This is a genomic window from Microcoleus sp. bin48.metabat.b7b8b9.023 (assembly GCF_013299185.1).
Classification (GTDB): domain Bacteria; phylum Cyanobacteriota; class Cyanobacteriia; order Cyanobacteriales; family Microcoleaceae; genus Microcoleus.
This window is the reverse complement of record NZ_JAAFKG010000058.1, coordinates 1-14,052: the sequence shown is the minus strand read 5'-3', so window position 1 is coordinate 14,052 and position 14,052 is coordinate 1. Positions and strand designations below refer to the sequence as shown.

Genomic DNA, 14,052 nt, shown 5'->3' with positions numbered 1-14,052 from the left:
ATTTGAATTTAGATTGAAACATCTATCTATTGACTAATTTTTTGGCTGTAAATTTGCGGTAAATTATAGTAATAAACTTAACTGTACATCAACCCGCAATTCAAACAAAAAATAAACCCTATGGACACCAACTCCCAAAATATCCAACCCGTTCCCCCATTTAGCGAGAAAAATGACGAAACCCCAGACATGGGCGGCGGTTTACCAATAATTGAATATTGGGCAAAGCAGACTTTATCGCCCGAAGGCCCGAAACTTTGGCAAACTTTGCTGCACAAAAGTGCTTGTTTATCTTGTTCTTGGGGCACTGGCGGGCAGAAAGGAGGCTTTACGAATGAAGACGGCGAAAAACTTCAGCGCTGCATGAAAAGTGTTGAAGCAATCTCGGCTGAAATTAAACCTGCTATCTCGACTAACTATTTTCAACAGCACAATATTGCAGAACTCCAACAATTAACTTCCAGGGAAGCAGATAGACTCGGAAGGTTGAGTTTTCCGATGATTTTGCGGGCTGGTTCGTCTCATTACGATCGCATTTCGTGGCAAGAAGTCTATGAAATTGCCGAGGCTGCATTTCGCAAAACCCCCGAACGAGTGGCATCTTACAGTTCCGGTCGCTCTTCCAACGAGGCGGCTTTTTTGTTGCAATTGATGATGAGGGCGATCGGTTCTAACAACTTAGCAGATTGTTCCGATCTCTGCCACGCTCCCTCGACCACCGGGTTAAACGAAATGTTTGCCACCCGCACCTCGGTAGTGAGTCTAGAAAACTTAAAGCAAGCAGATTGCGTCGTACTCGCCGGCGCGAATTCTGCCTACAACCATCCCCGCTTCATGAACGAGTTGATTAAAATTTGCGACAAAGGCGGTAAAATAATTGTCATCAATCCGGTGATGGAAATCGGGTTAGTCAAGTTTGGTTCTCCGGCATTTCCAGTCAAGTCGCTCATCCCCGGTTCCAAGATTGCCTCGCTCTACTTGCAACCAATTCCCGGCAGCGATACAGCGCTATTTGTAGGGATTCAAAAATCGGTAATCGAACAAGGATTGCTCGACGAAACATACTTGCAGGCCCACACAGAAGGCTGGGAAGCAGCAGTGCAGCACGCCCGCGAAACCGACTGGGAAACTATTACTACAACTTGCGGAGTTTCCCAAGCAGAAATTGAGGCGGCAGCTAAAATCATCGGCAATTCTAAGCGGGTTGTCTTCGGTTGGGCGATGGGAATTACTCAACAAAAAAATGGCGTAGATAATGTGTTCAGCATTGCCAATACTGCTTTGATGACGGGAAATCTCGGCAAAATAGGGGCGGGATTAATGCCGGTGAGAGGACACTCAAACGTCCAAGGATTTGGCTCTATGGGTGTGACTGTGAACCTGAAAAAAGAAATTCAACATACTCTCGAACAGTTATTGGGGTGTCCCCTGAGCGGCGTTAAGGGTTACGAAACTCGATCGCTCATTGAAGCAGCAGATGCAGGCAAAGTCGATACGCTAATCTGTTTGGGCGGTAACTTGTACGGGGCGAACCCAGATTCAAATCAAGCAAAACGCGCTTTAGGCAAGATTGAAACCATTATTTACCTCGCCACCAAACCAAATTTGGGACATTTTAGCGGATTGGCTCATCACAATACAATTGTGCTGCCGGTGCTGAATCGCTTTGAAAATCCCTACAAAACAACCGTGGAATCCGGTAATAATTTTGTGCGTTTCAATGATGAAGGCGAAACTCATCTCAAAGATGCTGATTTGATTCCCGAAGTGCATTTTTTGACAGAATTAGCTGCTAGAATTCACGGTACTTATCCGGTAGACTGGCGCCAGCTTCAAGATACTAAATACGTTCGGCAATTGATTGCTAAAACAATTCCCGGCTTTGAGAAAATGGCAACAATTGATGAAACCAACGAAGAATTCACCATCAGCGGGCGAATTTTTACCGAACCCAAATTTCCCACAGATTCCGGCAAAGCCAAGATGTTTGTCACGCCTTTACCAGTGCTAAAATTACCGGAAATCAAAGATTTTGGTGCATCGGAATCGGTGCGGGGTTTAGTTGTGGCATTAATGACTGGACGCAGTTATTCTCAGCACAATACTGTGGTTTACAAAATTGATGACAAGTACCGGGGAATGCCGCACCGCAACTGCATTTTGATGAATCGCGCCGATGCAGAAAGCGCTGGCATGAAAGAACATCAGCGGGTTACTGTGCAGGGAAATGTGGGGAAAATGGAAAATGTTGAGGTGATTTACGGGGCGGTTCGTGAGGGTGCTGCTTTGATGTTTTATCCTGAAGTCAACGTAATTTTTCACCCGGAGATTGAAAAGCGATCCGGAACGCCTGCTTACAAGCGGGTACCTGCTTTTGTGTACGCAGAAGCATAAGGTACGTTGTTGGGCTTGGGCCCTCTTTCCGAATATTATAAAGAGTGCTGAAGCGCAACTACGTACCTAATTTATATGACTGACGACTATATGTATGGTGCGTCAGCGAAAATTATTTTCGCAACAAACCAACAATCTCATACTGACGCACTCCTCGAATAAATGGTGCGTCAGTATCAGACTTTTTGTGCTGATTGAAAATCTCAAATCTGACGCACCCTACTACTATTGATTGCCTCATCGTAATTACTTACACTGACTCAGGGGCGGAAATTCCCATTTTCCCGAATATAAAGTAGATGGCAGCTTTAAACAATAGGCAGCAGGAACCACCTGGATCAACCACCAATTAAACATATCTCGTTGGGCCGCAGCAAAGCCAGAAATGGCATCACCAGTAATTGCATCATACAAAATATCCAAGATGGCATTATAAGCTGTTTTGGTGTTGAGTGTTTGCAGCAAGCCGTAGAAAATATTATAAGCTTCGTTACTAGCTTGATATTTTCCAATTTTGTCGATATGAGGAAACAAGGTATCGGCCCAACTTTCTGGAATTTCACCACCATCCTTTAGCCAACAAGATACAATTGCTTGAACGATATCAGCCTTGTGTTCTTCAGGAAAGTAATGTTTAATCGTCGGTTTAGCTGCTAATGCTATTCCATAAGCCATGTACACATATCGCTGATGGGATACTTTATCATGCGGCATTCCAAAGGCCGTCATTACTTCTACAAAAGCTTCTTCTACATCGCTGTTTCCGCCTCTTTCGTATAAATCGTCATATTTTCTGTCCCAAACCCTGCGAAGTGTTTGCTGTAATTGCTCCGGAATATCGGAGTTGTTGGGCAATTTAAAATCGGTGTAGTGGCCTATGTCAAACTTAATCATTGACTTGCCCTCCTTATATTTTTCATTTAATCGTAGACTTAAAATAAAGCTTGTTTTAAGCTTCATATTACTTCCATTCTACCTTACCCAGAATAAATCGTGCGTCAGTATGAGACTTTTTATGCTAATTGAATATCTCAAACCTGACGCACCCTACTACTAACTCAGAAAGATGAGGTACGTTGTTGGGCTTCAGCCCTCTTTCCGAATATCATAAAGAGCGCTGAAGCGCAACAACGTACCTAATTTGTCTGACGAAAAGTCAACCGTATTAAAAGCTGACGCACCCTACTACTAATTTTTGTGAATGCAAAATCGGGATTAATTATTGTTAATTTGCAAAGCTCTCCCGCGCCAAGTCCATCCCCAACCTGTTTCGGTTTTGATCGCAGAACCGATCGCAATTGCCGCAATTAACGTCCCTCCCAAACCTCCCAACCACCAGTATTTCGTCGGACAGTCAGAAATTTCGGCACCCAAACGGCGCAAGGTGTAATGGTACCCAATTACGATCGCAGATAAACAGATAGTTAACAACGCAACCGGCAAATGGTAATTGCTAATTGCTAATTGGCCATTGCTAATTATGTTGGCAATTTTGCCGTTAGCCAGCAAAATAGCTAATGCCAACCACGGCATCGGATAAAGAAACAACATAATTGCGGCAATATAAATCATGCTCCCCCAACTGCGGTTAGCGCCGAGATACAGATTCTTTGTCCAGCCTTCCCACAATGCGCTCCAAGACCGATACATCCGCACGGATGCCAAATTTGACCCGGAATAAAGTCCGAGCTTTAAACTCGCACGCTTGATGCGTCTAGCTAATTCCACATCTTCGACAATTTCGCCGGCAACTGCTTCGTGTCCGCCGATTTTTTCGTAAGCCGATCGCCTAAACAGCATAAATGGGCCGCCCGCAAAGGCACTGTCTGTTTTTGCAGCATCATTAACGGCTGTAAAATCGAAGCAAACAGCTAGGTTATTGAACATTAAAGGCTGCACCAACCACTCGGAAAAACACCCACAAACCAGCGCTGGCATACAGGTTAGCAGGTCTATTTTCTCGGTTTCGGCTGTGGCGATAGCGGTTTCAATCGCCCCCGGTTTCAGCCGCACGTCGGCATCGATAAATAATAGGAATTCTCCGGTTGCTTCCCCAACAGCTTGGGCGCAGGCCCAGTTTTTGCCCGCCCAATATTGGTTTTCCGGTCGCGCCTCACCTGCTAATATTTTGAGGCGGGGGTCGTCGATCTGTTGTTGCAGAGTTTGGGCGATCGCCTTCGTGTCGTCTGTCGATCGATCGTCTACAATCAAAACCTCTAGCTTGTCAGCAGACAGGGCTGTACTCTCCAAAATGGCGATCGCGCAATCCTGAATATTCTCGGCTTCGTTGTATGCTGGTACGATCACCGAAACTTTGGGGAAGTCACCCGCCGACGGAAATAACTGCTGAGCCGCACTGCTGTTGGTGCGAGGCGCATTTTTGACCGATTGGCGCAAATTCTTGGTGTAAGCTCTACTGACTATGAGAGAAAAAATTACCAGGGTTAACAATATCAAAGCGAACTTACCTCAAAATTTAGCTGCACGATTTGTGTCCTTAAATATTAAAAAATATTAAAACAAAAAGCTAGTCGATCGCCCAAAAAGTTATTTTCAGCATCTCCTTTGCTATAATTTGTGAGCATCTTTCGGCTCTACCGCAGCAAGGGGCAAGACCCCTCACCCAGTCTGAGACCGAAAAGCCGAGGATAGATATCAGTTGTCAGAGGATCTTGCAATGGGCGAATTTGTTTCAGTGGATGTGTTTGCGAATACCATAGCGATACTCGGTGCTTTGGGTTTTTTCTTTTTGGGATATCAAGCTTTGCAGATGTTGAAAAAATAAAGTATGGCAATTGTCAGAGGGAACATCTCATTTTTGCAAAAAGCATTTTTATACAGTGCTGTCCCCTCTCGCGTGCTATGTATAGTACGCGAGTTCTTAAGATCCCACTACAAATGCGATCGCACAGATGCACCCATCGTCAGGTGAGTGAGGTACGGATTGTTCAACAGTTGACAGTTGACAGTTGACAGTTGACAGTTGGAGAGCAACCTCTACCTACAAGTCCGAGTATTTGAGTAATGAATAGTCTGATTTTAATTTCTCCCGGGCTTGGGGCTTTCAACCAATTCTTTCTGGTAATGGGTAATATGCGATCGATCGTGAGTGATGGGTGATGGGTAATGAGTGATTGGCTGGCGAGTACCTCCCTTGATTGACAATCGCTATATCAGTCAATTGAGAATTCGGCAAATCGTTGTAGAGAAATACAGTTAAATGCTTCTCTGGTGGGCATCGAACCCGCCACAAAATAGCAATTTAAATCTCAAATCGACTGACCTAGTTACAACTAAAAACTGCCTGCTGTGAAACTGTTTCTTGCGAAAATCAACCAAAAAAAGGCTGCGTTATTATCATGGTGAGCCAACTTTTAGATGGACGCTATCAAGTCATTGAAGTCATAGAAACAGGAGAATTTGGACAAACCTATCTGGCCAAAGATACTCGTCGCCCCGGTGAACCGCAGTGCTTTGTCAAGCACCTGCGTCCCGGTACCAGCGAACCCAAATTAATTAATACTACGCGCCGTCTTTTCCAAAAAGAAGCAGAAGTTCTAGAAAAGCTCGGTCAACACGACCAAATCCCTCAGCTATTCGCTTATTTTGAAGAAAATGAAGAATTTTTCTTAGTAGAATCCTTTATTGCCGGTCACTCGCTATCCACAGAGATTGTACCGGGAAAGCCGGTTCCCGAAGAAAAAATTATTCCTTTGCTGAAGGAACTATTAGAAATTTTAGTGTTTGTACACGGACAGGGAGTAATTCATCGAGATATTAAACCAGCAAATTTAATCCGTCGCTATGCAGACAACAAGTTAGTTTTGATTGACTTTGGCTCGGTGAAAGAAATTCACATCGCTCAAAGACAAGCACCGGTAACTGTGCGGATTGGGACGCTGGAATATATGCCGATCGAGCAATTTCAATACAACCCCCAACTCAACAGCGATATCTACGCCTTGGGAATGATTGGCATCCAAGCTATGACGGGTTTGCCGGCTTACGATTTGCCGAAACTGCGGGATTTGAAAAATTCTAATCGAGGCGAAATTGTTTGGCGCCATTTAACCTCCAGCTCCCAAGCGCTGGCCGATGTTTTGGACAATATGGTGCGCTACGATTTTCGGGAGCGCTACCAGTCGGCGGCGGAGGCTTTAGCCGATTTGCGGAAAATTGGCGATCGATCGCGCACGCGGGTACCCAAACTCACAATCTATCGCGAAGAAGTCGATCGGCGCAGCAGCAGTCGCGGTGACATTACAGTCGTCGGGCGGAGAATATTAGAAGAATTGCGCGTCAGTTTGGAATTGCAACCAGAAGAAGCAGAGGCGATCGAAGATGAAGTCTTGAACCCTTACCGCAAATACAGGCAAAAAGGCGAACGCTACGAACAATCGCTGCAAGAAACCATGCAGCAAGAATATCCTTTTTCTGCAAACACTCGCGAGGAATTAAAACGGTTGCAGCAAGTTTTAGGGCTTACCGACGAAGATGCGGCCAGAATCGAAGAATTAGTCGTTCCTAAATCTTTATTCGGTAAATTGTACAAGGCGATCGCGATCGTGTTGGAAGGACACCGCAACCCCAACGCCATTCTGCCCCCAGCCAGCAGCACTCTGCCACTGGGAGTGCAGGCAACTCCGGCGGCATCCCCAGAGGTAAATTTGAACGGAAAAGGGAGTTTATCCATCGCCCCAGACAGCACCAGCGCCTCAGCAATTGTCCCCAAAGAACCTCGCAAAATCAATCCTTATATCGCCGCAGCAACGATTGCAGCCCTCTTAACTGCGATCGGCGGAATTTACGGATACCTCAAATGGCAAGAAAGACAGCAGCAAGTCCAGCAAGAAACCCAACAATTCAATCAAATCGAAGCTTTTTATCAAGAAAGCAATTATGAAGGCTGCATCAGCCAAATCCCAACAATTGCCAAAACTTCTAGCACCTATACATCCGCCCAAAATTTACAACAAAAGTGCCAAGCAGGCCTCCACTGGAAAAACGCCAAAGTCAAAAACTTCGCCCAGCATTCAGATGCAGTTGGATCTGTTGCTTTTAGTCCAGACGGCTTAATGTTAGCCAGCGGTTCCAAAGACAAAACCATCCAAATTTGGGATTTAGCCACAGGCAAATCGATCCGCACTTTCCCAGGAGATTCATCCACCGTTTGGTCGGTTGCTTTCGATGCAAAAGGTACGAAACTAGCCACAGGAACAGGTTTTTGGAGAGTCATGTTGTGGGATTTGAAAACAGGTCAAGCTACTCGCAGTCTCGATCACAGTGCCTCTGTTTGGTCAGTCGCTATCAGCCCCGACGGACAGCTTGTTGCTAGCGCCAGCGGAGACAAAACCACCAAAATTTCGGATGCCACAACTGGCAATTTGCTCCAGAATTTACCAGATCATACAGATTTTGTTTATTCTGTTGCTTTCACTCCCGATGGCAAAAATTTAATTAGCGCTTCTAAGGATAAAAAAATCACAATTGTCGATGTAGCAACAGGGAGGTTGCTCAAAACTATTGAAGGACACGGCGACGCGGTGAGGTCTGTGGTAGTTAGCCCGGATGGCAAGACAATTGTTAGTGGCTCCTACGATGAAAGCATTAAAATCTGGAATCTCGAAAGTGGAGATTTACTTCGTTCGATTAAGGGACATTCTGACGATATTGTTTCGGTTGCTATCAGCCCGGACGGGAAATTTATCGCCAGCGGAAGCAAGGATAAAACCATTAAAATTTGGGACTTTGATACCGGAGAATTGCTGAATACTTTGACGGGACATACCGATGAGGTTTATGTAGTGACTTTTAGTCCCGATGGCAAAACTATTGCTAGCGGCTCTAAAGACAATACTATTAAGTTGTGGCTGAGATAATAGACTTGAATTGCAAAAATCGGAAAACACCCTGAAATTATCTGCGTTGCATCGTCGGTTGCATCTGTTTGACATCTGCGGTTTATAGTCTGATTTGTAGTAGGGTGCGTCAGCCAATTCTGGTTCCTCACCTGAAAATTAGGCTACTCGCTGACGCACCCTACAATATCGACTAAGCAGAGCGGTTTTATTGTCGTCAGACAAATTAGGTACGTAGTTGCGCTTCAGCGCTCTTGGCTAATATTATAAAGAGCGCAAAGATCGCAACTACGTACCTTGACCAGCGCTTTCAATTAATTGCAGTAATGTAACTCTTTTTCTAAGGATTTGGGAAAGTGCCAAGCAGGCGTTTCTATTGTGTCCTCAGTCGGATAAATTTCACTTGAATCCTCTCGACTTTGGAAAAAGTAGTAGAGGTTAGCCACAGTTAAATCGGATATTTCTTGCCAGTTCGAGACAGCTAAAGCTGGATAGCCAGTTGCGATCGCCTGCTGGCACACATAAAATTCGTATCCCCGGCGCAGTTCCGGCTTCAGGGCAAAGGCTAGCTGGTCGCGCAAGGATAGAAAGTGAGACTTTTGCTTTAAACTTTGATAAAGTGAAGGTTCCGCAGTTAATACCGCGAATGTCGTGTGGATGCTGCTTTTTATATGATGGTCGCCGCTAAGTTTATCTAAACTAGCTAACTGGTGCTGCTCTTTGGGAGACAAAGTTTGCATCCAATCTACCTCGTTTTGCCAAAATTCTATTACACTTAGATCGTGACCGAGAATCCTGGTAACTTCTGGAAATAAAAAATCTAGTTCAGATTCCGATTGACATCCTTTCACAACAGTGAGAAGATCGTGACGAATTTTTGATTGAAGTTTGAGCAGGCGATCGCTCACTAGATCGTAAGCCCGCTGCAACTGAAACGTGATGCCCAGCGCCAGCTCGATCGCCCAAACACATTCCATTTGCCGGAGCTTTCCTGCAGAACACAGCCCCTCCAACAAACCGGGACGATCGTAAATTCTTAAAGCCTCAAACAGCATATCTCGCCCGTTATTAATCTCCGAATTCCGCAGCTTGAGATCCGGCACTGTCAGGGCTGACTGGCAGCGTTTAATAGCTTTAGAAAAAATATCGTAACCGTTAACCAGTTGCTGGCGGTGCCTTTGAAAATTAGAGTCATGAGCCACCTTAAAAATTTGCTGAATTACCTCTACTCCCTTATCTTTGAGGATATGCCTGAGATCGATAAACCCGTCTTTAATTTTCAGCTTCTGGTGTTTTGCCTCATCTCTAATTTTTAATACTTGTTCGAGGTTTACTGCTGACAAAACTGTACTCGATACAGCCCCAATACCAATGACGGCAGCAGTCGCTTGCATCACTGCCAAATTAATTTTCAGACAGTTAAGCATTCTGTATATTTTCTGAAACCCCTGGTGACTTTGAGCAAGCTGCAACGGCGCGACTGTCACGTACACGGGAGCTATCAGTGGCTGTACGGGCCCGCCTCCGCCTAACTGTGAGAGCAATCCTAGAACTCCGCGATCGCATAGAGTTGTAGTTGTTGATTGATAAAATATTTTGGCAATCTCCACAAACTCCCCTGTCACCGGATCCCTAGCTGCGGGGAGCAATTTTCCAGTTGTGGTGGCAGGCTGTACGAGGTTGCCAGTATTGAGTCTAGCCTGAGTTGTAGGGGTGAATACATAATCCATGTTGTGACACCAGTTTAAAACAAGAATGCAACTGTAGGCCCGCGCTCCAAACCCTGATAGTCATCAGTCATTCCCATTCCCAATTCTAAAATCTAAAATCTAAAATGGTCTGACTCAGTTTGCATTCCAAAAGGGAGATGTTCTGTATTGTATGCTATTTAGGGAAAGGAGGGATGAAACGAAGTCATTGACCTCCGGCTAAAGCACGGAGGCTTGGAAGAGGAAGATTCACTAACTTCTTAATCTGAGACTAAACCAATGTCTAGCTTGCGGGCTAAAAACCCAAACTGAACTATCTGGTGGTGGTACACCAGAAGACGTTACTGGACGCCTCCCTAATCTGTAACCTCTCTGATAGTCAGTAGCGAAGGGAAATATACACATGGGCTTATCGCCACTTGTTATGCGTACAGGGTCAACCATGTCAGTCGGCAATTGTCCCGACGAAAGTGCAATACAAAAGCACCCGGTATTTAGTAGCTCCAAGGCGGTAACAAGATTCATAGGGGTGGAACTACCACCCCTAACACTAATCTAAAAAGCCGTCCTATAAGGACGGAGTTTCAAACCCATTTTTCTGATGAATGAGTATCTCAAGGTATTCCAGGCTATTACCCAGTTTAGCGATCGATTGCTCGCAGATGAATATCAATCCGTGGAGATTAAACAGTCAGCTACCCACCTCAGTCTAGACGTGGAACCTTGTATTCAGGAAATCAAGCAATCAGCCCTCAGACTCAAGGCGTTAGCTCATGTATGTTTCAAAGATGTATCTCAGGCTGAGGATGTCTGGAATAGCAAGCCGAGAATTGCTAAAGCATCTGCTGTTGATGTCTGGGAGCAAATTGGCGAACTAAGCGGATGCGACGTGAGAATTCGCAGTTTGGGAAAAAAAGGCAAATATGATGCTGTTGTTAAAGTTCGCAAATCGTGGAGCGACAAAGCTACCAAGTTAAAAAATAAGTGGTTTTTGTGGGATCAAAACCAGCAAGTGTTTAAAAAAGATTCTATCGGTTTTTATGACAAAGATAATTTGTACAAAGAATTGCGAAATGAAGTAGACTATCAAGGCGAGCGAGTAATTTTAATTGTGGAGAATGAACTCAATTCTATCTTTAAAGAATTACAATCTATTGATATAGAAAAAGTTGAATATTGTATAGAATGCTTCGACTTCAAGAGTCAATCGAAATTTAGAGAGCGACTGCAATCAATAGGCGGCGAGATTGTATCGAAGTTTACGGAACCTCTGAGATATTTACCGGAGTCTTATATGAAGACTTTTAAAGAAACCCTGAGAGATCCTGTTGAAACTCTGGTTCATAAAAGTAAAATGGGAATCAGCTTGAGCGATTTTGAAGAGTCTTGTAAAGTGATTAGCTCAATCCTGGATGATTTAATTTTAGCAGTTTTTGAGGAGCGCATGAAACTGGGAATTCAAACAGTTGAAAAAGCGATTATGTTCTACAATAATTTTTTAGAGAAGCAGGCGCGGTACCAGCTAGAGACAGCCCAACAGCGCGCGGCGGAAAAGAATTGGATTGAATACCAGCGGCAGCAACTCAGGGAAGTCGAGCAGTATATTGAATCAGTCATTAGTCATTAGTCATGGGGCATGGGGCATGGGGCGAAGCGGAGGGATGGGGAATGGGGCATTGGTCATTGGTGAAAAAATTAGGTTTCTGTTGATTTTAGATTAACTCCCAGTAAAACCTGGGAGTTAATCTAAAATCTCACCTCTAAAATCAAAAATATCAAATCAAAAACCTAACATCGCTTGACCGCTGAGTTCGTAAACGATCGCACCCAAAGACGCCAAACTAGCCAAAATCAGCATCCCAGCGGGCATAAACTTGCGAGTTTTGACCAGCCGTACCATAAAAACTACTACTAAAACAGCGGAAATTGCTGCTGCTAATGTTAAACCCCAAGTTTGTCCCATGAGTTGTGCGGTACCGGCAAAAATTAGCAGCGAACCGCTAACGAGGCCGGAAATGAGCGAGGCTTGGCTTTTGGCTTTGATGTAACCCATGATGCCGCCAATTAGTGTCAAAACGCCGTAGCCGATCGCGGCTGCTGTACCTAAATTCATTTTTAATTCCCCTATTTTCACTCTTTGCATCTCAATTTATACAGCGATAGCTGCGATTGCGGTCACAAATTGTTAGAAAATTTATTAAACCCAGTCCAGATATCTAACTGTTATACAATTGGCATTATGTCAGCCCTAACTTCTCAGGCGATCGCCCAAATCCGTTACCTCCAACGCCAAGCAGCATCCCTGTTGCTATATCAATCAGTTCTCGAAACCCCCGCAGGTCAAGCTTTTCTCGACTTGCTGCAAGCTCTCCACCACAGCGAACTCAGCGGTCTAGAGTGTCAGGTAGCTTACGGTAACTGGTTCAAAATTCAAGCTGCTCAAAATTTGAGCTGGAAAAATTCCCTGATTTTGCAAATTCTCAAAGACGAAAATCCCTTTTCTCACCTAGCTCAGCAAACAGATTTTGCGAGTTTGCCGCCCGCTTTAGTGGAAGCAGCCAGACATGATTTACAAGTGCTGCAAAATATTTATGACTGCACCAGCGAGCAGTTGAGTAAGTGGGTGCGAGTAGCGGGTCAACTTGACTCAGTGCCTCCCATTTGGCATTGCGAAAATATACCAGAAAACGCCGAAAAGCCCCTGCACGGAAAACTAGAAAAATGGTCTAGCGCTGCGGAATCTTTGGCAAAATATTACCGACAGTTTGGCACGGGTTTGTTTGCAGAGTATCGTGCTTTTGGGTGGAAATCCGGGCAGTTAGCGAGTATTCCACATCCCGATCGCATAAATTTGAAAGAGTTGGTTTGCTGCGATTGGCAGCGGGATGCTCTGGTGAAAAATACAGAGTTTTTGCTGGCTGGTTATCCGGCTTTGCACGTCTTGTTGTACGGAAGTCGCGGCTCGGGTAAGTCTTCGTTGGTGAAGTCGCTGTTAAATGAATTTGGATCTCGCAATTTGCGCTTGATTGAAGTATCTAAATCGGATTTGCAAGATTTAGCGCAAATTGTGGAGAAGTTGCGGGGAGTTCCTCAAAAGTTTATTATTTTTGTAGACGACCTTTCATTTGAGGAAGATGATGATGCTTTTAAATCCTTGAAAGTTGTTTTAGAAGGAAATGTCACCGCCCGGCCTCAAAATGTAGTTGTTTACGCCACATCTAATCGCAGGCATTTAATTCGAGAGTTTTTTGATGACAGGCCTCGCCCCCGCGACGGTGATGAAGTTCACGCTTGGGATACCGTGCAGGAAAAACTTTCATTTAGCGATCGCTTTGGCTTGACTTTAACTTTTGAACCTGCGGATCAAAACACTTATTTAACAATTGTCCGACATCTCGCCGAACTTGCTGGCATCAAACTCGCTGTTGAGGATTTGGAACACCGCGCTAAGGAATGGGCAACTCGCCGCAACGGGCGCTCTGGAAGGACTGCGCGGCAGTTTGTAGATTTTCTGAAAGCTGATTTAGCTTTGTTTGACAAGTAGGTTGTCTGCGCTGGGAGAGCGAGTTTTACCAGAAAGAATTGGTTTAAAGCCTCTCCCTTTTATGGAGAAATTAAAATCAGACGATTCATTACTCCAATCCTCTTCCTTCCAGGTAGAAGTCCACCCTCAAGCTGTCAACTGTCAACTGATTAAGGCTATCAACTGATTAATGCTGTCATACCAATTTAATGTGAAGTTGCACATATCTCGATCCCCCTAAATCCCCCTTAAGAAGGGGGACTTTGAGAAAAATCTTGTCCCCCCCTTATCAAGGGGGGTTAGGGGGGATCCGAATTCGGGAGCAGCCTCATAAAAAATTGGTATCAACTGTCAACGTAATTGCTCAACCCCCTTGACAAGAAGACAAGATAGACATTAGATAAAGGAATGGAAAAACTCCCCGACCTAAAACAACTATCGAACGAGGCAAAAGAAGCCTTGATAGTAGAGCTATGGGAGAAAATCCAAAAACTCAGTGCAATATTAGCCACCTACGAACCAAAACCAGAGCCAGAGCCATCTCCTAAAAAAACGAGCAAAAATTCTA

General features: G+C 44.7%; 8 protein-coding genes. 4 read left to right on the top strand and 4 right to left on the bottom strand.

Annotated features, from left to right (window positions below; all coding sequences use genetic code 11):
- The first annotated feature begins 120 nt into the window (after positions 1 to 120).
- Complete coding sequence (locus tag QZW82_RS25950; RefSeq protein WP_293155018.1) at positions 121 to 2,394, top strand: FdhF/YdeP family oxidoreductase; 2,274 nt, start codon at positions 121 to 123, stop codon at positions 2,392 to 2,394.
- A gap of 246 nt (positions 2,395 to 2,640) precedes the next feature.
- On the opposite strand, the gene QZW82_RS25945 is transcribed toward QZW82_RS25950, so the two are convergent.
- Together QZW82_RS25945 and QZW82_RS25940 are read right to left on the bottom strand one after the other, a co-directional pair.
- Positions 2,641 to 3,354 carry a hypothetical protein gene (locus QZW82_RS25945; RefSeq protein WP_293155015.1) on the bottom strand — a complete coding sequence of 238 codons (714 nt, stop codon included), beginning with the start codon at positions 3,352 to 3,354 and terminating at the stop codon, positions 2,641 to 2,643.
- Positions 3,355 to 3,609: 255 nt separating this feature from the next.
- A complete protein-coding gene (locus QZW82_RS25940; RefSeq protein ID WP_293155012.1) occupies positions 3,610 to 4,851 on the bottom strand; it encodes a glycosyltransferase family 2 protein in 1,242 nt (413 codons plus the stop codon).
- A 902-nt stretch (positions 4,852 to 5,753) separates the two neighbouring features.
- On the opposite strand from QZW82_RS25940, the gene QZW82_RS25935 reads away from it, so the two are divergent.
- The gene (locus tag QZW82_RS25935; protein WP_293155009.1) at positions 5,754 to 8,273 is read left to right on the top strand and encodes a serine/threonine-protein kinase; all 2,520 of its coding nucleotides are present in this window, start codon (positions 5,754 to 5,756) and stop codon (positions 8,271 to 8,273) included.
- 293 nt (positions 8,274 to 8,566) lie between these two features.
- Here QZW82_RS25935 and QZW82_RS25930 read toward each other — a convergent pair whose 3' ends face one another.
- Positions 8,567 to 9,982 (bottom strand): hypothetical protein, encoded by a 1,416-nt coding sequence (locus tag QZW82_RS25930; protein ID WP_293155006.1) that lies wholly within the window; start codon positions 9,980 to 9,982, stop codon positions 8,567 to 8,569.
- Between the two features lie 580 nt (positions 9,983 to 10,562).
- Here QZW82_RS25930 and QZW82_RS25925 point away from each other — a divergent pair.
- Positions 10,563 to 11,588 carry a hypothetical protein gene (locus QZW82_RS25925; RefSeq protein WP_293155003.1) on the top strand — a complete coding sequence of 342 codons (1,026 nt, stop codon included), beginning with the start codon at positions 10,563 to 10,565 and terminating at the stop codon, positions 11,586 to 11,588.
- A 153-nt stretch (positions 11,589 to 11,741) separates the two neighbouring features.
- Here the strand turns inward: QZW82_RS25925 and QZW82_RS25920 are convergent, their stop codons facing one another.
- Positions 11,742 to 12,074: a TMEM14 family protein gene (locus QZW82_RS25920; RefSeq protein ID WP_293155000.1), complete on the bottom strand. Its 333-nt coding sequence runs from the start codon at positions 12,072 to 12,074 to the stop codon at positions 11,742 to 11,744.
- A 126-nt stretch (positions 12,075 to 12,200) separates the two neighbouring features.
- Between QZW82_RS25920 and QZW82_RS25915 the strand changes: the two genes are divergently transcribed.
- Positions 12,201 to 13,505, top strand: coding sequence for an ATP-binding protein (locus tag QZW82_RS25915; RefSeq protein WP_293154997.1), 1,305 nt, complete (start codon positions 12,201 to 12,203; stop codon positions 13,503 to 13,505).
- The last annotated feature ends 547 nt before the right edge of the window (positions 13,506 to 14,052 follow it).

Excerpts from the sequence above, each read along its gene's own strand:
- QZW82_RS25935 (WP_293155009.1), top strand. The coding sequence starts at position 5,754 with ATGGTGAGCCAACTTTTAGATGGACGCTATCAAGTCATTGAAGTCATA.
- QZW82_RS25950 (WP_293155018.1), top strand. The coding sequence starts at position 121 with ATGGACACCAACTCCCAAAATATCCAACCCGTTCCCCCATTTAGCGAG.
- QZW82_RS25920 (WP_293155000.1), bottom strand. The coding sequence starts at position 12,074 with ATGAATTTAGGTACAGCAGCCGCGATCGGCTACGGCGTTTTGACACTA.
- QZW82_RS25925 (WP_293155003.1), top strand. The coding sequence starts at position 10,563 with ATGAATGAGTATCTCAAGGTATTCCAGGCTATTACCCAGTTTAGCGAT.
- QZW82_RS25930 (WP_293155006.1), bottom strand. The coding sequence starts at position 9,982 with ATGGATTATGTATTCACCCCTACAACTCAGGCTAGACTCAATACTGGC.
- QZW82_RS25945 (WP_293155015.1), bottom strand. The coding sequence starts at position 3,354 with ATGAAGCTTAAAACAAGCTTTATTTTAAGTCTACGATTAAATGAAAAA.
- QZW82_RS25915 (WP_293154997.1), top strand. The coding sequence starts at position 12,201 with ATGTCAGCCCTAACTTCTCAGGCGATCGCCCAAATCCGTTACCTCCAA.